The sequence below is a fragment of the Mycetocola sp. Y791 genome (assembly GCF_059445325.1).
In genome coordinates this window covers 666977-691078 of record NZ_JCAIUC010000002.1, presented here as the reverse complement: position 1 = coordinate 691078, position 24102 = coordinate 666977, and the positions used below count along the sequence as shown (strand labels likewise).

The 24102-nt window shown below is 66.3% G+C and carries 22 protein-coding genes; 15 read left to right on the top strand and 7 right to left on the bottom strand.

Features of this window, described 5'->3' with window-relative positions; translation table 11 throughout:
- Position 1 precedes the first annotated feature (1 nt).
- The 4 genes from AC1C2N_RS08160 to AC1C2N_RS08145 all read right to left on the bottom strand — a co-directional run bounded on the left by AC1C2N_RS08160 (position 2) and on the right by AC1C2N_RS08145 (position 4360).
- Complete coding sequence (locus AC1C2N_RS08160; RefSeq protein WP_483406079.1) at positions 2 to 1294, bottom strand: extracellular solute-binding protein; 1293 nt, start codon at positions 1292 to 1294, stop codon at positions 2 to 4.
- Between the two features lie 11 nt (positions 1295 to 1305).
- Positions 1306 to 2355 (bottom strand): LacI family DNA-binding transcriptional regulator, encoded by a 1050-nt coding sequence (locus tag AC1C2N_RS08155; RefSeq protein ID WP_483406080.1) that lies wholly within the window; start codon positions 2353 to 2355, stop codon positions 1306 to 1308.
- Between the two features lie 189 nt (positions 2356 to 2544).
- On the bottom strand, positions 2545 to 3327 hold the full coding sequence (locus tag AC1C2N_RS08150) for an SDR family oxidoreductase (protein WP_483406081.1): 783 nt from the start codon (positions 3325 to 3327) through the stop codon (positions 2545 to 2547).
- A 112-nt stretch (positions 3328 to 3439) separates the two neighbouring features.
- Positions 3440 to 4360: an AEC family transporter gene (locus AC1C2N_RS08145; protein ID WP_483406082.1), complete on the bottom strand. Its 921-nt coding sequence runs from the start codon at positions 4358 to 4360 to the stop codon at positions 3440 to 3442.
- A gap of 87 nt (positions 4361 to 4447) precedes the next feature.
- Here AC1C2N_RS08145 and AC1C2N_RS08140 point away from each other — a divergent pair, with 87 nt between their 5' ends.
- Complete coding sequence (locus tag AC1C2N_RS08140; RefSeq protein ID WP_483406083.1) at positions 4448 to 5266, top strand: alpha/beta fold hydrolase; 819 nt, start codon at positions 4448 to 4450, stop codon at positions 5264 to 5266.
- A 51-nt stretch (positions 5267 to 5317) separates the two neighbouring features.
- Positions 5318 to 5692, top strand: coding sequence for a nuclear transport factor 2 family protein (locus AC1C2N_RS08135; protein ID WP_483406084.1), 375 nt, complete (start codon positions 5318 to 5320; stop codon positions 5690 to 5692).
- Between the two features lie 4 nt (positions 5693 to 5696).
- Here AC1C2N_RS08135 and AC1C2N_RS08130 read toward each other — a convergent pair whose 3' ends face one another.
- Together AC1C2N_RS08130 and AC1C2N_RS08125 are read right to left on the bottom strand one after the other, a co-directional pair.
- Positions 5697 to 7088, bottom strand: coding sequence for a cryptochrome/photolyase family protein (locus AC1C2N_RS08130; protein ID WP_495433587.1), 1392 nt, complete (start codon positions 7086 to 7088; stop codon positions 5697 to 5699).
- Positions 7079 to 8074 carry a magnesium and cobalt transport protein CorA gene (locus AC1C2N_RS08125; protein WP_483406086.1) on the bottom strand — a complete coding sequence of 332 codons (996 nt, stop codon included), beginning with the start codon at positions 8072 to 8074 and terminating at the stop codon, positions 7079 to 7081. The genes AC1C2N_RS08130 and AC1C2N_RS08125 overlap by 10 nt, the downstream gene beginning before the upstream one ends.
- 152 nt (positions 8075 to 8226) lie before the next feature.
- On the opposite strand from AC1C2N_RS08125, the gene AC1C2N_RS08120 reads away from it, so the two are divergent.
- The 8 genes from AC1C2N_RS08120 (at position 8227) to AC1C2N_RS08085 (ending at position 17148) form a co-directional block, all read left to right on the top strand.
- Complete coding sequence (locus AC1C2N_RS08120; protein ID WP_483406087.1) at positions 8227 to 9162, top strand: ABC transporter ATP-binding protein; 936 nt, start codon at positions 8227 to 8229, stop codon at positions 9160 to 9162.
- A gap of 73 nt (positions 9163 to 9235) precedes the next feature.
- On the top strand, positions 9236 to 10282 hold the full coding sequence (locus AC1C2N_RS08115; RefSeq protein ID WP_495433586.1) for an aliphatic sulfonate ABC transporter substrate-binding protein: 1047 nt from the start codon (positions 9236 to 9238) through the stop codon (positions 10280 to 10282).
- A gap of 71 nt (positions 10283 to 10353) precedes the next feature.
- Entirely contained in the window at positions 10354 to 11277 is a 924-nt protein-coding gene (locus AC1C2N_RS08110) for an ABC transporter permease (RefSeq protein WP_483406089.1), read from the top strand.
- Between the two features lie 176 nt (positions 11278 to 11453).
- Positions 11454 to 12569, top strand: a complete 1116-nt coding sequence (locus AC1C2N_RS08105) for a Glu/Leu/Phe/Val dehydrogenase family protein (RefSeq protein WP_483406090.1) — start codon at positions 11454 to 11456, stop codon at positions 12567 to 12569.
- A 176-nt stretch (positions 12570 to 12745) separates the two neighbouring features.
- Positions 12746 to 14158 carry a DUF6421 family protein gene (locus AC1C2N_RS08100; RefSeq protein ID WP_495433584.1) on the top strand — a complete coding sequence of 471 codons (1413 nt, stop codon included), beginning with the start codon at positions 12746 to 12748 and terminating at the stop codon, positions 14156 to 14158.
- Positions 14151 to 14921 carry an SDR family NAD(P)-dependent oxidoreductase gene (locus tag AC1C2N_RS08095; RefSeq protein ID WP_483406092.1) on the top strand — a complete coding sequence of 257 codons (771 nt, stop codon included), beginning with the start codon at positions 14151 to 14153 and terminating at the stop codon, positions 14919 to 14921. Before AC1C2N_RS08100 ends, AC1C2N_RS08095 begins: the two co-directional genes overlap by 8 nt.
- A 107-nt stretch (positions 14922 to 15028) precedes the next feature.
- A complete protein-coding gene (locus AC1C2N_RS08090; protein ID WP_483406707.1) occupies positions 15029 to 16471 on the top strand; it encodes a sensor histidine kinase in 1443 nt (480 codons plus the stop codon).
- Entirely contained in the window at positions 16468 to 17148 is a 681-nt protein-coding gene (locus AC1C2N_RS08085) for a response regulator (RefSeq protein ID WP_483406093.1), read from the top strand. The genes AC1C2N_RS08090 and AC1C2N_RS08085 overlap by 4 nt, the downstream gene beginning before the upstream one ends.
- 374 nt (positions 17149 to 17522) lie before the next feature.
- Here AC1C2N_RS08085 and AC1C2N_RS08080 read toward each other — a convergent pair whose 3' ends face one another.
- On the bottom strand, positions 17523 to 18731 hold the full coding sequence (locus AC1C2N_RS08080) for an MFS transporter (RefSeq protein ID WP_495433583.1): 1209 nt from the start codon (positions 18729 to 18731) through the stop codon (positions 17523 to 17525).
- A 120-nt stretch (positions 18732 to 18851) separates the two neighbouring features.
- Between AC1C2N_RS08080 and AC1C2N_RS08075 the strand changes: the two genes are divergently transcribed.
- The 5 genes from AC1C2N_RS08075 (at position 18852) to AC1C2N_RS08055 (ending at position 24082) form a co-directional block, all read left to right on the top strand.
- Positions 18852 to 19736 (top strand): ABC transporter ATP-binding protein, encoded by an 885-nt coding sequence (locus AC1C2N_RS08075; RefSeq protein ID WP_483406095.1) that lies wholly within the window; start codon positions 18852 to 18854, stop codon positions 19734 to 19736.
- Positions 19733 to 20866: an ABC transporter permease gene (locus tag AC1C2N_RS08070; RefSeq protein ID WP_495433582.1), complete on the top strand. Its 1134-nt coding sequence runs from the start codon at positions 19733 to 19735 to the stop codon at positions 20864 to 20866. The genes AC1C2N_RS08075 and AC1C2N_RS08070 overlap by 4 nt, the downstream gene beginning before the upstream one ends.
- A gap of 143 nt (positions 20867 to 21009) precedes the next feature.
- Positions 21010 to 21246, top strand: coding sequence for a hypothetical protein (locus tag AC1C2N_RS08065; protein ID WP_483406097.1), 237 nt, complete (start codon positions 21010 to 21012; stop codon positions 21244 to 21246).
- Between the two features lie 152 nt (positions 21247 to 21398).
- The gene (locus tag AC1C2N_RS08060) at positions 21399 to 22487 is read left to right on the top strand and encodes a threonine aldolase family protein (protein WP_495433581.1); all 1089 of its coding nucleotides are present in this window, start codon (positions 21399 to 21401) and stop codon (positions 22485 to 22487) included.
- 137 nt (positions 22488 to 22624) lie between these two features.
- On the top strand, positions 22625 to 24082 hold the full coding sequence (locus AC1C2N_RS08055) for an amino acid permease (protein WP_483406099.1): 1458 nt from the start codon (positions 22625 to 22627) through the stop codon (positions 24080 to 24082).
- Positions 24083 to 24102 lie beyond the last annotated feature (20 nt).

Here is a 24102-nt window from a genome sequence, read left to right as displayed (position 1 = left end):
GTTAACCCTCACTCGCGAGGGCGTTGACCTTCTCGGCAGCATCATTGAGGGCATCCTCAAGGTCGCCATCACCCGAGATGACAGCCTTCGTGTACGCATCGCGGAAGTCCTGCAACATCTCTACGGTGTTCGGACCAGCCGGGACTTCGATCGTTCGGCCGGCCTGGTCACCGAACATTGTGTATGCCGGGTTCGCCTCGAAGTAGTCAGCGTAGGTTTCGGGAAGCTCGGAGCGCATGGGCATCTGGCCCGTCAGCTCGAGCAGTTGCCCGTCCTGTTCCTCGCTCGTCGCGAACTTCAGCACCTCCCACGCCGTTGCCTGGTTCTCGCACGCCGAATAGAGGCCGACGTTCTTGGCGTCGCTGAAGGTGTAGGTCTCCTCGGCCGCGGTACCGTCCTGGGTCGGAACCGGGACGGCACCCCAGTTCACGTCTTCACCGTAAACGGCGATCGCCCACGGTCCGACGATGGCCATGGCCGACTGGCCGCTGGCGAAGGCATCCCCCTGGATCTGCTCTTTGCCCGCGAGACCCTCGTCGTAGATCGTCTTCCAGAAGGTGGCGACGTCGAGCCCCTCCTCGCTGTCGAAAGTCGCCTCGCCGTCTTCGACCAGGCCGGTCCCGCCGGTCTCGGCGGCGTACAGCGGCATGAAGTCGAACTGAGCCTGGAAGAACTCGCTCGTTGGCGCCGGGTGGATCGCAAACGGTGCCGCCCCCGATTGGACGAGCGTCCTCGACGTGGCGAGGAAGTCGTCGTACGTCGACAGGGCCGGGTTCTCCGGGTCGAGTCCAGCCGCGGCAAACATGTCCTTGTTGTAGAAGATCATCACGGGGTTCGACTTCCACGGCATCTGGAAGTACCCGCCGTCGGGTGAGACGTACTGCTCGGCAGCGTCGCCCGACCGTTCTTCGACATAGGAAGCGCCATCGTCAAATGACGCCAGGTCGACGAGGCCTCCCTGCTTCTGGAACTGGCCGACCGCAGACGGAGCGGTGTTGAAGACGAGGCACGGCGCAGTCCCTGCTGTGATGGCGGCACCAATGACCTCCTCGCTCGACTTTCCAGCGGGGATCTCCTGGCCCTTGATCTGCTCATCGGGGTGGTCGGCGTTCCAGGCCTCGACCATGGCTTTTCCCCAGGCCACTTCCTGCTCGTTGTTGGAATACCAGATGGTGATGTCGCCCGTTGAGGTGAGGGCATCGGAATTGCCCGCGCCGCCAGCGGAGCAGGCGGTGAGCGCGAAGATGGTGACCGCGACTGTGGCGGTTGCCGTGGTGAGAGTGCGTCGGTGCACGGGAGTTCTCCTTATCTGTGTGCGGCGACAGCGCCGCGAGGTGCGGGGGGTGGTGCTGTGGATTCCCGGACCAGGAGTCGGGCGGGAGGGAGCGCCACGTTGGACGCGGTTCCCGTCGTGATCCGATCGAGAAGTGTTCTGGCCGCTACCCGGCCCCATTCGACCGGGTCGCTCGTGATCGTCGTGAGCGCCGGGAAGACGTACCCCGAAATATCGGTGCCGTCGAACCCTGTGATCGACAGGTCATGGGGAACGCTGAGACCGCGCTGCTGCGCCACCCCCAGTCCGGCGATCGCCATGGGATCGTTGGCGTAGACGATGGCCGTCGGTGGGTGGGGTCCGTCGAGAAGGCGACGCGTCGCATCCGCCCCGTGAGCCACCGAGAAGTTCGTCTCAACGACGAGCGATGCGTCGAGACCGGCGCTGCGCATGGCATCCGCGAACGACACGCGACGCCTGCTGCCGTGGATCATCGCTGGGTCGCCGGCCACGTGGCCGATGCGGGTGTGCCCGAGTGAGACCAGGTGCCTGACGGCGGACTGGATTCCCGAGGTGTCGTCGAGTTCGACGAACGGGAGCTGCACGTCTCGTGCCGGGTGCCCGAGTGCAACGGCGGGCAGACCCAGCTCGTCCAGGAGTGCGAACCGCTTGTCGTCGTGGCGGAGATCCGTGAGAAACACCCCGTCGACGCGGTTGTCCGCGGCGAGGGTGCGGTAGGTGGTCAGCTCGGCGCCCTCATCGGGAACCACGCTGAGCACGAGCGCCCTGCCCTCTTCGGAAAGCACTGATTCGACACCGGCGATGAAGGACGGGAAGAAGGGATCTGCGCTGATCACCTCGGCCGCGCGACGGATGACGAGGCCGAGGGCGAAGGAGGTGCGGGTGGAGAGCGACCGCGCGGTGACGCTGGGACGCCAGCCCAGGTCGTCAGCCACGGCGAGGATGCGATCGCGGGTGCCTGGAGCGACGCCAGGCCTGTCGTTGAGGGCGAACGAGACGAGGCCCTTGCTGACTCCGGCCGCGCTGGCCACGTCAGAGATGGTGGGCTTTCGAGCGCTCATCGTGCCTCCGCGGTGAGGTTACGACCGGGGCAGTCGAGGCGAATTCACCGACTGAACCGGTTTAGAACGCTCACGGTAGACCCGATTCTGGCCCCCGTCAAGGGACCGGCGGGCGAGGCCACCAGAGCAGCGCAATACGATCGAGCGCTCTGCTCTGGGTGGACCCGTCACAAACCGGCGCTGAAGCGGCTACCAGGTGGAGTCCCCACGGATCACTGCGTCGGAACCGCCGTCGATGAAGATGACTTGCCCGCAGAGGTGACCGTTCTCCTCGCTTGACAGCCAGGCGAGGAGTTGGGCGACGGACTCGGGTCCGAAGAACCCGTTGAGCGGCATCGGAACCATCCCGGCCAGTTGGGTGCGGGCTTCCTCGGTGCCTGTCAGGGATGCGGTCATCGGCGTGAGGACGACCCCGGGTGCAACGGCGTTGAGCGGAATGCTTGCGCCCGCCCAGTCCGCCGCTGGCGCCTGACGGCGGACCCAGCGGGAGAGCGCCTGCTTGCTCGAGCCGTAGATGAGGCTTCCCTGCTCCGGCGACCCTGCAGCCAGCTCGGCCGCCCGAGCGAGCGCTGCCTCCTCGTTCCCGTCGAGGAACGCGTCAAGCAATGCGTCGTCGTGTGGCATGAGTGACGCCATGGAGGTCACGGCCACCGCGCGCGGAGAATCCGACTTCGCGAGTAACGGCCGAAGCCCCTCGAGCGTGGCGACAGCGCCGAAGTAATTGACCGCGGCGGTCGCGACGGTAGGAGACGAGAGCCCGGCCACGGCGAGAACCGCGTCGATCCTGCCGTCGCTCAGTCGCTCGACCTCGGTCACGAGGGTCTCCCGGCCCTGAAGGGTCGTCAGGTCGACATTCACATCACTCCCGGCGATGTCAGCGCCGATGACCCGAGCACCCCTGGCCTCGAGCAACTCCTTCGTCGCCTTCCCGATTCCGCTTGCTGCTCCGGTGATGACATAGGTTCGTTCCACGAGGATCTCCATTGGTCGATTGAGCTGGATCCAGCTCTGCTCCGCCAGCATGGCAGGGTCGGGCGGCGAGGACAGCAACGTCGCCGGACGACTCCCTGTATTGGGGGGGCTGCTAGGTCAGGAGCAGGGATGCAATCAGCAGCACGCCGACCGAACCAACCGTCGTGAGGAGCACGGTGTCTCGGGCGAGGATGACGCCGCGGGAATAGCGCTGCGCGTAGTTGAAGACGTTCTGGGCGGACGGCAACCCGGCAAGAACAACGACGGCGAACAGTTCGTGGCCGGTCATGCCGAAACCGAACCGCCCGATGAGCCATGCGGCCACGGGCATGATCGCGAGCTTGATCGTCGTCGCGAGCAGGACGTCCTTCCGGCCGGAACCCGGCTCGAGAACTCGCGTCCCCGACAGCGACATCCCGAAGCTGATGAGCATGATCGGCAGCGCCGCCGCACCGATGAGGCGGAACGGCTCGATCACCGGGTCAGGCAGTTCGACGCGGGTGAGCGAGACAACGAGCCCGAGAAGGGACCCGATGATGATGGGGTTGCGGAACGGCTGGGTGAGAATGCGGCCGACGGATGCCTTCCCTCCGGTTCCGACGTCAAGCAGGGTGAGCGCGACGGGCGTGAAGATCAACAGCTGAAGGAGCACGACGGGTGCCGAGTACGTGGCGTCACCGAGAACGTATACCGAAACGGGAATGCCTATGTTGTTGGCGTTGACGTAGCCGGCCGCAAGGGCACCGATCGTCGCCTCCGGCAGAGCCCGACGCCAGAGCAGGGCAGCAACAGCGATGAAAATCCCGAACGCCGAGACCGCGGCGAGGAGCGAGACGACGAGAAGCGGCGAGAAGAGGCGGCTCACCTCTGCCTCGGCAAGAACCGTGAACAACAGGCACGGTGAGAGCACAAAGAAGATTGCACGCGCCAGCACCGGTTGCCCGTGTGGGCCGAGCAGACTGGTGCGACCAACGACGTACCCAACGGCGATGATCACGCCGATCACGAGAAACCCCGTCAGGACCCCAGACATTCGTCCATTGTGTCAGCACCGGTGGCATCCGTTCGTCGCTGCCCACCACCTCTAGCCGCAGGCCATGCTCATCGGTAGTGTCAGAGCATGCCCCACCTGGATGTGCCGGGAGCCCGGCTGTATTACGAGACCGACGGTCACGCGTCGGACGAGCCGTTGCTCCTGATCCACGCGGGAATAGCCACTCTTCGCATGTGGGACCCCATCGTCGACGCTCTCGCGTCAGACCACTACGTGATCCGATACGACGCGAGGGGCTTCGGCGCGACGACCTGCGGACCTGACCCCTATTCCGATCGCGACGACGCGAGGGCGTGTCTCAACCATCTTGGCGTCTTGCGGGCGACGGTCATCGGCGCATCGCGCGGCGGGCGCATCGGTCTCGATGTCGCTGTGGAGACTCCCGACCGTGTCGCCGGGATCGTCACCATTGGATCGGGTCCAAGCGGTTTCCCCGAGATCGAACTCACCGACGCCGAGGAGGAGCTCTGCACCCAGCTGGACCGGGCGTCGGAGGCGAACGACCATGCCAGGTTTGCCGACCTCGAGGTTCGCCTCTGGTCGATTGGTCCACTTCGGAACGAAGCGGACCTCGACCCGGATTTCGTTCGGACCGCTTATGAACTCAACCGGCTGAATCTCCGTCACCGGTCAGCCACGGTCGGCGCAGCGGCCGACCTGGAACCACCGGCGTACGACCGGGTGGTTGATCTCGACATTCCCGCCCTGGTCACCGTGGGTGAGTTCGATATCACCCCGGCTCTCATCCAGTTCGAGTACCTGGCCGAGACGATCCCGCACGCGAGCCGCCACATCTTCGCGGACTCGGCACACTTGCCGAGCGTCGAGCATCCGCGGCAGTTTCTCGAGGTGCTGAAACCGTGGCTGACTGAGCACGGGTTGTGAACCATGGCGGCGGAACCCAGCTCTTCGGCGGTCTCTTCAACGGAGAACACGGTGCGCGAGCTGCTCACGGTCGCCCGCAACTGGGCCGACGCGATCGTCGCCAACGACGCGGCGCGGATTCGCGAGTTCGTGACGGAGGATTGGGCGATCGTCTCGGCGTCGGGGATCTCCCCCGGCTCACGCCTGCTCGACCTCGTCGCGTCCGGCGACCTGAGCCACACGGCCATGACGACCGTCGGTGACACCCGGGTCAGCGTCTTCGGAGACACGGCGGTACTCACCGCTCGCATCACCAATACCGCCCTCTACCGCGGTGCGCGAACCGACGCAGACGAGTGGACCAGCGACGTGTTCGTCCGTCGGGGCGACCGCTGGGTGTGCGCGCTCACGCACTACACGGCGACCGCTCTGCCCGGCAGCGAGTGAGCCCTCAGGTCGGCTGGCCCGATCGTTTGACGACGTCGTATGCGGCGAGCGCGGCCTTCCTCGTGACCGCAAGGTCGACGATCGGCTCTGGATAGGCATCCGTTCCCCACTCCGGAACGTTCTGCCGGATGTACTCGCCGTGCGGATCGAACTTTTTCGCCTGCAGCTCAGGGTTGAAGATGCGGAAATACGGAGCGGCATCCGCCCCCGAACCGGCCACCCACTGCCAGTTGAACGCGTTGGCAGCCTGATCGGCGTCGACGAGGGTGTCCCAGAACCAGCGCTCACCCTCCCGCCAGTCGATGAGGAGATTCTTGGCGAGAAACGACGCGACGACCATGCGGATGCGGTTATGCATGCTGCCGGTTCGCCAGAGTTCGCGCATTCCGGCGTCGACGATCGGGATGCCTGTTTCACCCCGCTGCCATGCCGACAGCGCGTCCGCGTCGAGCGGCGGCCAGGGAAATGCATCGAATTCGCGACGCCAGTTCGTCGTCGCCAGGTCCGGAGCGGCGAACAGCACGTGGTAGCAGAACTCCCGCCAGCCGAGCTCGGTAAGAAAGCGGGAGGCACTCGCCGCCTCACGAGCCGGGGCGCCACGGCGAGCCAGATCGGCCTGGGCCCAGACCCGGTGCGGGCTGATCTCACCCCAGCGCAGGTGTGGGGACAGCCGCGAGGTGGCCTGCTGCGCCGGCAGGTCGCGTTCCTCGTCGTACGCGGCGAGGTTGTGAGCGAGAAACTCGTCGAGGAGTCGATGAGCGGATGCCTCACCCGGCTGCCACGCCTCCCTGAGACCGGTCGCCCAATCGGGGTGCGTCGGCTCGAGTTGCCATTCGTCCAGCAGGTCGGTGGGCACGTCGCCGTCCCAGCCCTCTATTGTCTCCGGTTCGTCGAGCGGAGCTCGCGGCGGCGGACTCGACAGGCACGCCCGCCAGAACGGCGTGAACACCGAGTACGGCGTTCCCGACCCCGTTGTGATCGTCCATGGCTCGAAGAGCAGTGAAGCGGCGAAGCTGGCGACCTCGAGCCCATCCTGCCGAAGTCCGGTTTTCAGCGCGGCATCCACGGCGCGTTCTGCAGCCCCGTAGCGACGGTTCCAGAACACCGCCCCGGCACCGGTCTCCCGCGCCAGGCGCGGAATCTCGATCCCCGCCGCCCCCTGTCGGAGCACGAGCCGCACGCCGAGGTCGGCGAGAGACGCGGACAGCGATTCGAGGCTCGAGTGCAGCCACCAGCGCGCGGCCCCGCCGAGCGGACGAATTTCTGGCGACGATTCGTCAAGAAGGTAGACAGCAACGACGGGCCGCCCCGAGTCGGCCGCGGCCCTGAGCGCCGGGTTGTCGTCGATCCGGAGGTCGTCGCGGAACCAGACGAGAGCGGGCGCTGTTACAGCCATTTGTTCTTCTTGAAGACGATGTAGAGCGCGACGGCCCCGCCGAACATGAGCAGCAGGGAGAAGGGGTATCCCCACTCCCAGCCGAGCTCAGGCATGTACTCGAAGTTCATCCCGTAGATCGAGGCAACGAGCGATGGCGCGAAGAAGATCGCCGCCCAGCTCGAGATGCGCTTGACCTGCTCACTCTGCGCAAAGCTCGCCTCGTTCTGACGTTGACCGACGAGGGCTGTGTTCACCATTAGTGCGTTCTGGAGGAGCGCGCGGAAAGCGTCTGCACGCTCGACCACCCTGAGCACGTGGTCGTGAACGTCGCGGAGGTACCGCCGCAGTTCGACCGGAACGCCGTACTTGTCAGCTCCTTCGCCGAGCGCTTCGAAAATCCCGACGAGCGGCTGGGTGGCCCGCTGAAACTCGATCACCTCACGACTGAGCGCATAGATCCGCTGGGATGACTCCTGCCCCTCGGTGAACAGAGCGTCCTGGATCTCGTCGATGTCATTCTCGAGGCCGGCGATGACCGGGGCGTACCCGTCGACGATCTCATCGATCACCGCGTACAGCACGGATTCGGGGCCCATTCCGAGCAGGGCGGGATCACCCTCGAGTCGCCTGCGGATGGCCGCGATGTCCGGTGTCTCCGCGTGGCGGATGGTAATCGCGAAGTCTGATCCAAGCACCACGTGCACCTCACCGAACTCGACGCGCTCGTCGGCATCGACGTATCGGGCAGCTTTGAAGACCGCAAACAGCGTGTCGCCGTATCGCTCGATCTTGGGTCTCTGGTGTCCGGACAGTGCGTCTTCGATCATCAGGTCGTGCAGGTCGAACTCGGCCGCGACCGACCGAATCTCTTCCTTATCCGGCCGGTACAGCCCGATCCACGCCATGCCGCCCTTCTCGTGGAGAACCTCATAGGTCGCGTCGAGGCTTGGCGGGCTGGCCACCCGGTTGCCCCTGAGATACACGGCGTTGTCGACGACGACCATTTCCAGTTCCTTTGTTTCAGCCCGGTGTTGCAGCGGGTCTTGCGGCGGGGTGGTGCGGCGAGTGTTACGGAGTGTTTCGGTGCACCTGCTCTCACTCGGCCCTTGTCAGTACCGTGAGATCACCCCGATTACTCGCTCTGAGGAGCAACCGTATGTCATCTTCCCAAGGGAACGCCGGTCCGCCCGGGGCCTTGCGCGCCGTGTCGGGGTCCGCAACGCGACCGGCAGCGGGGTCCGCAGCCGTCGGGTCGGATGCCGTGGGGTCGGATGCCGCATTCGGTGTATCGGTTCGGAGCATCCGTCGGGACTTTCCCGGCGAACGCGGCGCGACCCGTCGGGTCCTTCGCGACATCACCATCGACGTCAGCGCCGGCGAAGTTCTCGCCATTCTCGGCACGAGCGGCTGCGGAAAGTCGACCCTGCTCCGCCTCGCCGGCGGTCTCGACTCCGCAACAGCGGGATCGATCCTCATCGACGGCTCCCCCGTCACCCCGTTCGACGCCCGCACCGCGGTCGGATTTCAGGAGCCGCGGCTCTTGCCATGGCGGAGTGTCACCCAGAACGTCGCACTCGGCCTCCCACGAGGCACCCCGAAGGCCGAGGGCGATGCTCGCGTTGCAACCCTCATTGACCTCGTCGGCCTCGGTGCGTTCGCCAGCAACCGACCGCGCGAGATCTCCGGCGGAATGGCCCAGCGCGCATCTCTCGCCCGAGCCCTCGCACGCAACCCCGGCGTCCTGCTGCTCGACGAACCGTTCGGTGCGCTCGACGCCCTGACCCGCCTGAAGATGCAGGACCTCCTGCTCGACGTGCACGCCGCGGCCCCGACGACAGTGCTCCTCGTCACGCACGACGTCGACGAGGCGCTTCAACTCGCCGACCGGATCATCCTGCTCGGCCGCGAAGACGGTCTCGAGGGGTCGACGATCATTCAGGAGATCGTCGTTCCCGGTCGGCGCCCGCGTGATCGCGGATCCGCCGAGCTCGCCGAACTGCGCGGTCGCCTCCTCGCCGGTCTCGGCATCGACCGCCACGGCGAGGCACGCGGCGTCGAGAAAACCACGGCGATGCCCACCTTCCCGTACTGAGTACCGAATACCCCGCTCTCCCCCACAACCGCCCACAGCACGTACAGCACCTCTTTCAGCAAAGGACGTCACCATGAACCGCAAGCGCTTCTCCCTCGCGACACTCGTCGCGGGTGCTGCCACCGCAGCGCTGCTCCTGACCGGCTGCGTCGCCGGCGAAGGCCAGGCAGCATCCCCTGCGAAAGAAGACAGCGACTCGGCGACGGTGACAGAGGGCGGAACCCTCAACATTGACTTCGCGACCTATAACCCGCTTTCTCTCATCATCAAGGAGAAGGGCTGGCTCGAGGACGCCCTCGCCGACCAGGACGTCACGGTCAACTGGGTCCAGTCCGCCGGGTCAAACAAGGCCAACGAAGCGCTCAGGGCCAACGCGATCGACGTCGGGTCGACCGCAGGTTCGGCTGCACTGCTCGCACGGTCGAACGGTTCACCGATCCAGGTCATCGACCTCTTCTCCCAGCCCGAGTGGGCGGCGCTCGTCGTCGGGCCCGATTCGACGATCACGGATGTCGCCGAGCTCAAGGGTAAGAAGATTGCCGCGACCAAGGGCACCGACCCCTACTTCTTCCTGCTCCAGGCGCTCGAGGACGCCGGGCTCACCCCCGAGGACGTCACCATCGAGAACCTTCAGCATGCCGACGGCTGGGCCGCGCTGCAGAACGGCGCGGTCGACGCGTGGAGCGGACTCGACCCGATCATGGCCAACGCCGAAGAGGCGGGCGCCAAGCTCATCTACCGCAACGTCGACTTCAACACCTACGGCTTCCTCAACGCCACGGAGACCTTCGTCGAGGAGAAGCCTGACCTCGCCCAGGCCGTCGTCAACGCCTACGAGCACGCTCGCGAATGGGCCGCGGAGAACGAGGAAGAAGCAGCCGAGATCCTCGCGGAGGTCGCAGGGCTCGACATCGCGGTTGCCACGAAGGTGATCGCCGAACGCTCGAACCTCGACGTCGACCCGGTTCCGGGGGACGCGCAGATCGACGTGCTTTCGATCGTCGGCCCCATCTTCGTCGAGACGGGTGACGTACCCAGCCAGGATGTGGTCGACGACGCACTCGACACCATCATCAACGACGAATTCATCACCAAGGCCGACCCCGACGCAATCGGCTAGCCCACCCGGGAGGGGTGCGGCATCCGTTCCCCTCCCGTCCCTTTCCGCAGGCTTCCCAGGCAGGACCGCTCATGAGCAACACCGACAAGCTCACCACCAGTGACGAGGTGCGTACCGGCGCCGCGTCATCTGCGGGTCTGTCCGGGCAGCCTGTTGCGGTGCGGGCCAGGCCCGCTGCTGCCGCTCGCACCGAGGCATCCGCTCGCCGTGACGACTCTGCTCGCGGACGCGTGCCGCTGACCCGCCGCACCTGGTTCGTGATCGTCGGTGGCTCGCTGCTGCCGCTCCTGGTGCTCGCGATCTGGCAGCTGGTGACGTCGCTCGGCCTCGTCAGCGCCTCGCAACTGCCGTCGCCCGCGTCCGTCTGGCTCGCGGGCATTGACCTGTTGCAGCGCGGCCTGCTCGGCCAGTACGTCGCAATCTCCACCCAGCGGGTGCTCATCGGCTTCGCCATCGGCGCTCTACTTGGACTCGTCCTCGGGGCATTCGTCGGACTGTCGCGGCTCGTTGACATCCTGATTGCGCCGACCCTCGGCGCAATCAGGGCTGTGCCATCGCTCGCGTGGATTCCGCTGCTCATCCTCTGGCTGAAGATCGGCGAGGAGTCGAAGATCACGCTCATCGCGATCGGCGCGTTCTTCCCCGTCTACACGACCGTCTCTGCAGCGCTTCGCCACGTCGACCGGCAGCTCGTTGAAGCCGGTCGCGCGTTCGGTTACAACGGCGTCCGACTGTTCACCACGGTGCAGCTTCCCGCCGTTCTTCCCTCTGTCGTCTCGGGCCTGCGGCTCGCCCTCGCGCAGTCCTGGCTGTTCCTCGTCGCTGCCGAGTTGATCGCGTCGTCGATGGGCCTCGGCTTCCTGCTGACCGATTCGCAATACAACGGGCGGATCGACCGCATCCTGCTCGCCATCGTTCTGCTCGCTGTGCTCGGCAAGGTGACCGACTCCCTCGTTGGGCTCTTCGAACGCTGGGTCAACAAGCGCTGGAGCTAGCTTTCTCCGTTGTCGCGCGCCGTTGTGCCGCGCCGGTGTTGCCTGACCTTTGTGGGCTCTTGTCACGGGTCAGTTGGGCTGGTGTGATTGATGCACCACGACTTTTTTGCGCTACCCGCGCTGTGAGTCGTTGCCCTGACCCGGGCGACCCGCATCACCCACAAGGAGATCCGACAATGACGTCATTTCACGCCGACGCGTCCTTCGACGCCCTGCATGCAGCAGCACTCGACCACGAGACAGTACTGATCACCCACGGAGAGCGATCCGGGCTCACGATCAGCGTCGCGGTCCACTCCACCCGGCTCGGCCCCGCATTAGGCGGCGCTCGCGTGTGGCACTATCCAACCTGGCGCGACGCCGTCGAGGATTCCCTCCGGCTCTCGGCGGGGATGACCCTCAAGAACGCCGCAGCGGGGCTGAATCGCGGCGGCGGCAAATCCGTCGTGTTCGTACCCGACGGCGAGAGTCTCGATCCCGAACGCAAACGGCTCGCCATGCTCGACCTCGGCGATGCGGTCGAGAGCCTCGACGGGCGCTATCAAACGGCAGAGGATGTCGGCACGAACGCCGCCGATATGGCGATTGTCGCCGAGCGCACCAGCCATGTCTCGGGACTGCCCGCCGACCGCGGCGGGGTGGGTGAGCCCAGCGACGCCACGGCGCAGGGCGTGTACGCGAGCATCGTTGCCACCCTCGAGACGGTGACGGGCAGCCCGCTGCTCGCGGGCAGGCACGCGACGATCTCGGGACTCGGCCAGGTGGGTTCGCGACTCGCCCGCCGATTGAGCGACGAAGACATGTCGCTCATCGTCACGGACGTGAATCCGGAACGGCGCAGGTTCGCCGAGGAGATTCACGCCAGCTGGATCGACCCGGGCGACGAGCACCTCTTCGAAACCGACGTGTTCGTGCCGTGCGGAGTCGGCGGCGCGCTGACGGCGAAGGTCATCTCCGAACTGCGCTGCACGGCCGTCGTCGGTGCGGCGAACAACCAGCTCGCCGACCAGGGCGGTGCGGAGCAACTCGCCGACCGCGGCATCCTCTGGGCACCCGATTTCATCGTCAACGCGGGTGGCGTGATCTACCTCGACATGGCCTCTCGGCCCGGCGCGGATCTGGCCGACATCCTCACCCGCGTCGACGGCATCGGCGGCACCCTTTCGGCGGTGTACAGGGATGCCGCCGCGCGGTCGGTGACGACGCTGGCGGCAGCGGAGAAGCTCGCGGCAGACCGGCTCGATGCCGCCGTGCCGTGGACAGCGGAGGGGCAGCTCCTGCAGTCGGTGTAATTCCGCAGCCGGACCCCAGCGCCCGGCGGGACACCCGGCGCCGGACCGGCTCGCGCAGTTAAGCTGCGCGCCCATCCCCGTCTGCGCAGCCAAACCTCGCGATAGTCAAAGAAACGCTCACGGTCCCCCGGATACGCTCGATGCACACCGTTTGCAACGACGCCGGGAGGGTTGTTATGTCTGAATTTCACGCACACGTGATCGTTGGCGAGCCCGAGGTCGTTGAAGACCGCAACCTCGCCACCTCCCCGGCCTGGCTTCGCCTCAAGAACGCGGCCATCGGCATCCGCCCGCTTCAAATAAAAGACGGATCCATCCCCGAACCGGATGCCCACGCCCCTGCCCGCGAATTCGTCACGACGATCGTCGGTGCGGTTCGTGAGCTGGCGCCGCTGTTCCCCTGGGATGCCGAGTACCTCGACGCGGTCACCGTCGACCTCGAGCGCTGGGCCGCAGCGGACTTCGGTGTGCCGGACTTCTACGATTCCCTGATGGCGTTCCAGCCGCAGCAGCACCGCGCCGATGGGCGCAGGCACCTCGTGCTGTTCCCGATGTACACGCAGAACGGGTCGGCCGACCGGCTGATCGAGGCCGTGCTCGTCGAGGTGGTCTGGCCGGAGTTCGTCGCAGAACTCGAAGCGGGCGACTACTCCAACAGTCTGTTCGTGCCGATTCGGTTTCTCGATTTCACGCCGGGCTACGACACCAACTCGGCCGTCCTGTTTCCCGAGACCGTTGCGATGCGCGCGATCCCGACGTTCACCTGGGGCGCGATCTTCGCCGACCGGGAGGCCGCGCGCTTTCGCCGCGTGGTGAAGGCCGCCGCCGAAATCACCAGGCTCGAACTGCCCGCGGACGCACAGGCACTGCTCGAAAGCCAGGAGCTCACCGAAGAGACCTTCGTGATGTGGGATCTCATCCACGACCGCACCCACATGCGCGGTGACCTGCCGTTCGACCCGTTCATGATCAAGCAGCGGATGCCATTCTTCCTGTATTCGCTCGAGGAACTGCGCTGCGATCTCACGGCGTTCCGCGAATCGGTGAAACTCGAGCGCACCCTGTCGGCGCAGAGCCCGGCGGAGCTCACCGAGGCGGAGACCGAGATCCTCGCCCACGCGAAGCTCGTGCAGTACGCGGTGATCTTCGACCGGATCTTCCGGTTCGCGCTCTCCGGCAGCCGGGTGCGCAATTACGACGGGCTCGGCGGCCAGCTGCTCTTCGCGTGGCTGCACCAGCACCACGTGCTGCACTGGACCGACACCGCGCTCACCATCGACTGGCCCGAGGTGCCCGACGTCGTCGTCGCGCTCGGCACCGCGATCGACGAGCTCTACTGGCGCTCGATCGACCGGCCCAAGGTTGCCCACTGGCTCGCCGCATACGAGCTCGTCTCGAGCACGGTCGAACCACACCCGGCATCCGCGTGGGCTCGTGGGTTGCCCGACGACGTGCTCACAGGGCTACCGAAGGGCTACACCGACCTGGTGAGAGACGACGAGTTCCCGCTCAGCATGTTCTATGAGGCGCTCTCGAAGAAGATGGGCGACGTGATCGGGTCCACGGCGGGGATCACGGGTCGTGGCTGAGCGGGGAGCGACGGGCGCCGGGGCGGCGGGCGCCGGGGCGGCCGGGGCCGGGGCGGCCGGCGCCGGGGCGGCCGGACGTGGCGTCGCCGGTCGCACTGTCTCTGGCCGCCGGGTGCTCGTTGCCGGTGCGACCAGCGCGGCGGGCGTCGCCGTCTGCCGCGACCTCGCGGCCGCGGGCGCGCGGGTGATCGCCGTCGGCTCGAACCAGGGCCGGCTCGACAGCCTCATCGACCAGGTTCCGGATGCCGTCGGCCACGTCGCCGACCTCACCCGCTTCGATGAGGTGGCGCGGTTGGGCGAACGCATCCACAACGACTCTGCCCTGACCGGGCCGATTGATGGGCTCATCCACCTCGTCGGCGGCTGGCGGGGTGGCGGCGGACTCTCCGGACAGAGCGATGAGGACTGGGACTTCCTGCACTCCCGCATCGTCACGACCCTCCGCAACACCACCCGGGTGTTCGTCGACGACCTGCGCGCATCCGACGCGGGCCGACTTGCGATCGTCTCGAGTACGACGCTCGACCACCCGATGCCGGGGGGTGCCAACTACGCTGCCGCGAAGGCTGCGGCAGAAACGTGGGTGCGCGCGGTGGCAAACGGGTTCGAGAGATCCGCGCCGACGGCATCCGCCACGATCTTCGTCGTTCAGGCACTCAACGGACTCGAAGCCTCACTCGCGACGGCGATCACGGGCCTCTGGGACGCCGAGCGGCCGCCACTGTCGCGGGTTCTGCTCCAGGCGGCGGCATCCGTTGAATAAATCGTCCGCTGGGCACGGAGAGGGTCTGCTTTCTCCGTCGCAGGACGGATGCTCTCCGTCGCGGGACGGATGCCGGAAGCGCGCCGGATCGCTAGCGTGAGACTGTGATGCCCGCTCAAGTTGTTCTCGTCGACCCCAACGATCCGTCGTGGCGCCGCCCGGCGGTGACACGCAGCCAGTTGCGCACCGACGCAGTGCTCGCCGCCGTACTCTTCGTCGGCACTCTCTTCAGTCTCATGCTCTATCGCGTTGCCGGGCTCTACGACGAACCAGCTCCGATGTGGATGTGCCTGATCTGGGCCGTGCTCATCACGCTGCCGCTCGCGTTCCGCCGACGGTTCCCGAACACGGTCGCGATCGTCGTGTCTGGCGCGTTCATCGGCGGTGGAGAGCTGCAGGTCCCCGAGCTGCTCATGTGCAACATCACGTTGTTCATGGCGCTCTATGCCGTTGGGGCGTGGGTCGACAACCGCCGAACGGCGCTGGTCGTGCGCGCCGTCATCATCGCGGCGATGCTGGGCTGGCTGGTGATCGCCATGCTGAGAACGACAACGGATCCGGATGCCCTCGATGGATTTTCGCGGGCGGGGGCGTTCTCCCCGCTGGTCGCGTACCTGATGATCCAGATCCTCACGAACCTGCTCTACTTCGGTGGGGCCTATTACTTCGGCGACCGTTCGTACGCGTCGGCGAAACAGAAGGCGCTGCTCGAGTACCGCACGGCAGAACTGGAGCGTGAGCGGGAGCGCACCGAACAGCAGGCCGTCGCGCTCGAACGCGTGCGCATCGCGAGGGAGCTGCACGATGTTGTCGCCCATCACGTGTCGGTGATGGGAGTGCAGGCCGGTGCCGCCCGCACGGTGCTCGACTCGGATCCCGCCATGGCCCGGGACGCCCTGGCGAACGTGGAACTCGGTGCCCGTACGGCGATCGATGAACTGCACAAGCTGCTGCACACGCTGAGGGAATCGGAGCCCGGGGACAGCCGGGCGTCGACGAGTGCATCGACACTCGGTCTTGAGTCGCTGTCCGCGCTCGTCGCAGATTCAACGGCATCCGGGTTGCCCACGACCCTCGACGTCATCGGGAAGCACCGGAACGTGCCGGGCCTTGTTCAGTTCAGCCTCTACCGCATCGCTCAGGAGGCACTCACCAACGCGCGGAAACACGCGGGTCCGACAGCGACGGCCGACGTTCGAGTGCGCTATCTCCCTGGCACCGTCGAGCTCGAGGTCACGAACACCGGCAATGTGCCGTCGCGTCCGCAGCCGGGAGGCCTGGGGCTGATCGGCATGCGCGAGCGCATCGATGCGATCGGGGGCACGCTCGAGACCGGCGCGCGCTCTCGCGGCGGGTACCTCGTGCGCGCGCGAGTGCCGATTCCCGGTGGCGGGCCGGGTGAGCGACCCGGTGTTCCAGCCGGCGCAGCCTCCGGTGCCGCCGCGGACAGCAGGGACTGCACACCCGTGTCCGCCGGGCAGGACGCAGAGGTTACGCGAGAGAGCGCACGGGACAACGCGCAGCACAACGCACAGGAGACGGCACGATGACGACGGCAACCCGGGTACTACTCGCCGACGACCACGAAATGGTGCGGACCGGCTTCCGCATCATCCTCGGCTCCCAGCCCGACCTCGAGATCGTCGGAGAGGCGGCCACGGGCGCAGAGGCGCTCGCGCTGGCCCGCGAACTCAACCCAGACGTCGTGTGCATGGACGTGCAGATGCCCGGGACCGACGGGTTGGAGGCGACACGACAGATCATCGCTGACGGTTCGCTGGCGTCCGCTGTTCTCATCCTCACCACCTTCGACCGAGACGACTACCTGTTCGAGGCGCTGTCGGCCGGGGCAAGCGGGTTCCTCCTCAAGAACTCGACTCCCGAGCAGCTCATCGACGCCGTTCGCGTGGTCGCTGCGGGCGACGCCCTGCTCTCACCTGCCGTGACGCGGCGGGTCATCGAACGGTTCGGAACGCCAGGGGAAACGGATGCCGTCACCACGGGCGCTCCGCCCGCCGCGCTCGAGAGCCTCACGGATCGCGAAGCGGAGGTGCTCCAGCTCGTCGCGCAGGGACTGTCGAATGCCGAGATCGCCCGCGACCTCTTCGTCGGCGAGGCTACGGTGAAGTCGCACGTGTCAAAGGTGCTGCAGAAGCTCGGCTTGCGCGACAGGATCCAGGCCGTGGTCTGGGCGTACGAGAACCGGGTCGCCGTACCGGGTTCCTGAGCCGGGCTGGGCTTCGGGAGGACAAACGCCGGGCCCGACCACGTATCCGACCCGGGACCCAAGTTCCTCCTCCCGAAGCCACACTCAGGTCGGCCGCAGGTTGTCCACCCTCACGCCGTCCCGCGCTCCCCGGGAGGAAAAACACCGGGTCCGACCACGTATCCGGCCAGGCCCCCAAGTTCCTCCTCCCGAAGCCACACTCAGGTCGGCCGCAGGTTGTCCACCCTCACGCCGACCCGCGCTCTCCCCCGGGAGCCACTCTCACGCCGGGATCTGGCACCCGTCCGCCCGCGTAGGCGCGTTTCGGGAGGAAAAACACCGGGCCCGCCCGCATATCCGGCCCGGGCCCCAAGTTCCGCCTCCCGAAGCGGCGCTCAGGCCGCCGCGCGCGGCTCCCTCGGCATGCGCGCGGCGTAGGCCGACGTAGCCAGGAGGAACACCGCCGCGACGCCGAACGCCAGCGGGAACGACCCGGTATCGACGAGCCACCCGGCGACGAGCGGGCCGACGATCGCACCGAGATCGCTCGCCATCGAGAACACAGCGACCGGCCGGCCCCCCTTCGCTCCCGCCGTCGCCTCCCCAAGTGCAGCGGCGGGCGCCGTTCCCATGAACGCTGCGGCGACGCCGTAGACCGCGAGCAGAATGGTCAGCACCACGATGTTCGGCGCAAACGCAATGCCGAGCACAGTGACAGCGGCTACGGCATACGCACCGAGGATCGCCGGCTTGCGACCGACGGTGTCGACGAACTTCCCGGCGGGAGCGAGCGCGAGGGTCTGTGCAACGGCGGCAATTGCAAACGCGATTCCCGTCCACGCCGGTTCGCCGAGAAGGACATCGACGACCAAAACCGGCACGAGGGCGCTCCGAACACCGAGCGACGTCCAGCCGTTCGCAAAGTTCGCGACGACGGCCACCCGGAACCGCGTGTCGCTGAGCACAACCCGGAACGGCACGACGTCGACCGGCGTATTTCCACCGACGTCTCTCATCCGCGGTCGCAGCAGGATGACACCGACGAGACCGGCCACGGCGAGCGTGCCTGCGTAAAAGAAGAACGGGGCGGTGAGCGAGATTGCGGCTAACACGCCGCCGATCGCCGGGCCCGCCATTCCACCGATGAGAAATCCGCCCTGATAGAAGCCGACAGCCCGGCCCCGCAGCGTCGCCGGCGTTGAGCCGAGCAGCAGTGTCATCGCCGCGACGGTGAACATGGCGGAACCGATGCCGCCAGCACCGCGCAGAAGCAGCACTTCGACGTAGCTCGATGCAACGCCGACGAGTCCGCTGGACACCGCAACAATCCCGATACCCACCGCGAGCACGACACGTTCGCCCCACCAGTCGATGAACCGGGCGCAGAACGGGCTCGTCACGAACCGCATCAGCGCGAACGCCGAAACGACGGCGCCCACCTCGACGTAGCCGACGCCGAAACTCGCCACATAGACGGGCAACACGGGAACAACGACGCCGAAGCCGACCATGACAAAGAACGCAACGACGCCGAGCACGAGAACGTCGCGCGGCAACCGCGGACGGTCGGAATGTCGGCGACCGATCAGCGGAAGTTGTGGCACCTGACCAGCGTATGCCAGCGGCATCCCCCGTGAGACGGAGACGAAAGACTCGTCGTCAGGCGGATGCCGTGCGCCACCGCGCGCCCGTACCGTTGAACCACACTCAGAGGAAGGCTCGCGATGCTCGAGATTCGAGATGTCAACAAGACGTATGGAACGAGGCAGGTGCTCACCGACGTCAACTTCGACGTCGCCCCCGGCCGGATGACCGGCTTCGTCGGCGGCAACGGCGCAGGCAAGACGACGACGATGCGCATCATTCTCGGCGTGCTGAACACCAACACCGGCACAGTGACCCTCGACGGACACCGGCTCACGCCCGAGGACCGTCGGCGTTTCGGGTACATGCCGGAAGAACGCGGCCTCTACCCGAAAATGAAGGTCGAGGAGCAGCTCGTCTACCTCGCCAGGCTGCACGGCTTCACGACCGAAGCCGCGCGACGTAACGCGGGCGACCTTCTCGAGCGCCTCGGCCTCGGCGAACGCCGCAACGACGCCGTCGAGAGCCTCTCGCTCGGAAACCAGCAGCGCGCCCAGATCGCCGCTGCCCTCGTGCACGACCCCGAGGTGCTCATCCTCGACGAGCCGTTCTCCGGCCTCGACCCCCTCGCGGTGGACGTCGTTGTCGGTGTGCTCAAGGACCGGGCCCTGTCCGGCGCACCAGTGCTGTTCTCCTCGCACCAGCTCGACATCGTCGAACGACTCTGCGACGACCTCGTCATCATCGCTGGCGGCACGATCCGGGCCAACGGGTCTCGTGAGGCGCTTCGGGCCGAACACTCGAGGCTCAGGTACGAACTGATCACCAGTGGGGATGCCGGCTGGTTGCGTGAGGCTCCGGGGATCACCGTCGTCGACTTCGATGGCGGGTTCGCACTCTTCGACGCCGACAGCGAGGCCGCAGCGCAAGACGTACTCCGCACAGCGGTGAGCCGCGGCGACGTCGCAACGTTCGCTCCCCAACGCCCGACCCTCGCCGAGATCTTCAAGGAGGTCATCAAGTGACGACAACAGCAGGAAACCAGGCCTCGGACCGAACCGACGGTTCCCGTCCCACTGCCCCGAGCACCGCACAGGCCACCTGGCTCGTCGCTGAGCGGGAGATCACCATGCGCCTGCGCAGCAAGGCGTTCCTGATCTCGACGGGGCTACTCCTCGTCCTCGTCCTCGCCTCGATCGTGATCGGTGGGTTCGCGGCGAAGAACACGAGCGATACCCCCGTTGCCGTCGTCGGCACCGCATCACAGGCGGTGGCAGGGGCAGCCGGGCTCGACATCACCGAGGCGTCGAGCGTTGAAGCCGCGGAAGCGCTCGTCGAGGACGGCACCGTCGAAGCGGCGATCGTTCCCGATTCATCGACGTCTCTCGGGATCGCGGTCATCGCCGATACCGAGGCCCCAAGCGGTCTCCTCGCCCAGTTGAGCGTCTCTCCTCCCGTGAAGCTGCTCGACGAGAGCGCAACGAATCCGCTCATCATCTACCTCGTGGCGCTTGGCTTCGGGCTTGTCTTCTTCATGTCGGCGATGACCTTCGGCTCGACCATCGCCCAGAACGTTGTCGAAGAGAAGCAGACCCGAGTCGTCGAAATCCTGATGTCAGCGATTCCGGTGCAGGCACTCATGGCAGGCAAGGTGCTCGGCAACTCGATCCTCGCGTTCGGGCAAATAGCGGTGATTGCGGCCCTCTCGATCATCGGGCTGACGATCACCGGCCAGGCTGACCTCCTCACCGGACTCGGCGCCCCGATCGTCTGGTTCGTGGTGTTCTTCGCCATTGGCTTCGTGCTGCTGGCGTCGCTGTTCGCCGCGACGGGGTCGATGGTCTCCCGTCAGGAGGACATCGGTTCCACCACAACGCCCGTCACGATGCTCGTGATGATTCCGTACTTCCTCGTCATCTTCTTCTACGACAACCCAACGGTGCTCGCCATCATGTCGTACGTGCCATTCTCGGCCCCGGTCGGGATGCCACTGCGGTTGTTCCTCGGCACCGCCGAGTGGTGGGAACCGCTCCTGTCTCTGGCGATTCTTCTGGCGTCGACCCTCGCGGTGATCTGGCTTGCGTCCAGGATTTACCAGAACTCGCTGCTCAAGATGGGTGCGAGGGTGAAGTGGGGCGAAGCGCTGAAGAGCTGACCACGCTCTGAAACGCCCGAATCCCCCCTGAATCTGTCCGAGTGACACATCTTCAGGGGTGATTCGGGCGTTTTGGCATGATTTGAGGATTGCTCAGTAATATGAGCAGTCATCACTCGGTGCGTTACCCGACAGGACCGGATATGACCTCTACACTTGCGCCCAAAAACCCGACCGCCCGCCCACGACACGCCCAGGAGGCTCCCCTCAACCCCCTGCGGTACCACGCGATGATCAACCCGGCTCGGATCCCCGAACCGGTCTCCCTCCCACGACGACGCTTTCGGCCGGCTGCGCTCGTCGGCAGCATCGCCGCACTCGCTGTCGTCGGCGCCGCCGTACTGTTCGGCCCCCTCCTCTGGGCGCTGCTCAGAGGCTAGGAGGACTGGACGAATCGCTCCACCGCGACAAAACTGAAGTGACACCGCCGGCGTGCACCGCGCCGGCGGTGTCTTCGCCAGGAATGACACATCGGGCTGACGACGCCAGGCGAAACGGCCGAACCGGGCACCAGCCCCAGTACGCTGGAACGGTGACCGGAATTCTGCATGATCCGACCTCGCGCGGCTTCGCGAGCGACAACTACGCCGGCGTTCACCCCGAGGTGCTCGACGCGATTGCCTCCGCGAACGGCGGCCACCAGGTCTCCTACGGGGCGGATGTCTACACCGCGCACCTGCAGGACGTCTTCGCCTCGCACTTCGGTGCGGGCGTCGAGGTCTTTCCCGTCTTCAACGGCACCGGCGCCAACGTCACCGCGCTCCAGTCGATGCTTCCCCGCTGGGGAGCCGTGATCTCGGCATCCACCGCTCACATCAACGTCGACGAGGGCGGGGCGCCCGAACGCGTCGGCGGCATCAAACTGCTCACCGTGCCATCCCCGGACGGCAAGCTCACACCGGAGCTCATCGATCTCGAGGCGTGGGGCTGGGGCGACGAGCACAGGGCGCAACCGCTCGTCGTGTCGATCACCCAGTCGACGGAACTCGGAACGCTCTACTCGGTCGACGAGGTGCGGGCGATCGCCGATCACGCGCACGCGCGCGGCATGAAGCTGCACATGGACGGGGCGCGGCTCGCGAACGCCGCGGCATCCCTCGGCGTACCGATGAAGGACTTCACCACCGACGCCGGCGTCGACGTTCTCTCCTTCGGCGGCACGAAGAACGGCCTGCTGTTCGGTGAGGCCGTCGTTGTTCTCAATCCGGCGGCATCCGACGGCCTGGTCTTCCTCCGGAAGCTGAACATGCAGCTCGCGTCGAAGCTGCGGTTCGTGTCTGCGCAGCTCATCGCCCTGCTCGAGGGCGACCTGTGGTTGCGTTCGGCCCAGCACGCCAACCAGATGGCGGCACGGCTCCGCGGATCGCTTGAGCAACTCGTGGCGGCCGGCGCAATTACCGGCCTCAGCTTCACGCAGCCGACCCAGGCGAACGCGGTCTTCGCGATCCTCCCCGCGGATGCCGCCAACAGGCTTCGCGAGCGATTCCACTTCTACGACTGGGATGCCACGAAGCACGAAGTCCGGTGGATGTGTGCGTTCGACACGACGGAGGCTGATGTCGACGCGTTTGTCGACGGCATCCGCGCGGAGCTGGCGGCCAGGGTAGAAGAACGCGCCTGACGCTCCGGCGGAAGGGTTCTTGCGGGCGCCAGAACCGCTTGCGATACTGACGCTCTGTCCGGCGCTGGCACCACCTGCGGTGTATCCGTCGGATGGAGCCGGACCGAGGCAGGTGGAGAGACGGACAGGGGACTCCGATGACAACAGCAAATCCCAGCCAGTCGATTCTGCGGCGCAAGCCGATCGAAGACATCGAGGAAGAGAACAAACGCAGCGGCCTCTCGAAAAGCCTCGGGCTGTGGCAACTCACCGCGATCGGCGTCGGCGGCATTATCGGCGTCGGCATCTTCTCGCTCGCCGGCCTCGTTGCCGCTGGCAGCGAAGGCACGCCCGGCGTAGGCCCCGCCGTGCTGATCTCGTTCCTCATCGCCGGGCTCGCCTCGGCCGCGGCAGCACTGTCCTACGCGGAGTTCGCCGGGATGATTCCCCGTGCGGGGTCGGCATACACCTACGGTTACGTCGCCCTGGGTGAGATCATCGGCTGGTTCATCGGCTGGGACCTGCTCCTCGAGTACATCGCGATCGTCGCCGTCGTTGCCATCGGCATCTCGGGCTATTTCGAGGCGTTCCTCTCCGGCATCGGGATCGAAATGCCGACCGCGCTGACCTCGACATTCGACGAGGGCAGGGGCGGCATTATCAATCTGCCCGCTATCGTCGTCTGCCTCCTCGTGACCTGGATCCTCAGCCGCGGCACCAAAGCGTTTGGCCGGTTCGAACTCGTCGCCGTCGCGATCAAGGTGCTGTTGATCCTGTTCATCATCGGGCTCGGCGTGTTCTTCATCGACACGGCCAACTACAACCCGTTCATGCCGAGCGGCTTCGGCCCGGTTATCGCCGGTGCGGCAACGGTGTTCTTCGCTGTGTTCGGGTATGACGCCATGAGCACCGCCGCCGAAGAATCAACCGACGGCAAGAAACACATGCCGAAGGCGATCATCCTCTCGCTCATCATCGCCATGCTGCTCTACGTTGCCGCCACCCTCGTGCTCACCGGGATGCAGAACTATCAAGACATCTCGCCGACAGCGGGCTTCGCGTCCGCATTCACGAGCGTCGGCCTGCCGGTCATCGCCACGATCATCGCCGTGTTCGCCGTGCTCTCCATCCTCACGGTGATGCTCACCTTCCTCCTCGGTGTCACACGCGTGTGGTTCTCGATGAGCCGCGACGGGCTGCTTCCCGCGTGGTTCGCCGGTACCGACAAGAACGGCACTCCGCAGCGCGTGACCTGGATCGCCGGGATCTCGTCGGCGTTCCTCGCCGGGGTGTTCCCGATCAAGGAGGTCGCCGACCTCACCAACATCGGCATCCTCGCGGCATTTGTTGTGGTCTGCACGTCGGTGATCGTGTTCCGGTACAAGCGACCGGATGCCCCGCGCACGTTCCGCCTGCCGCTGATGCCGTTTGTTCCCGCTTTCGGCGTCCTGGCATCCGCCTTTCTGATGCTGCAGCTGCACTGGGAGACCTGGGTGCGGTTCGGTGTCTGGCTCGTGATCGGACTCGCCATCTACTTCTTCTACGGTCGCCGCCACTCCCTGATGAACCCGGACAGCCCGAGGCATCGGGTCGCAGACGCGCCGAGCTCGACCTGAGCGGGGTGTGAATTGCCGGG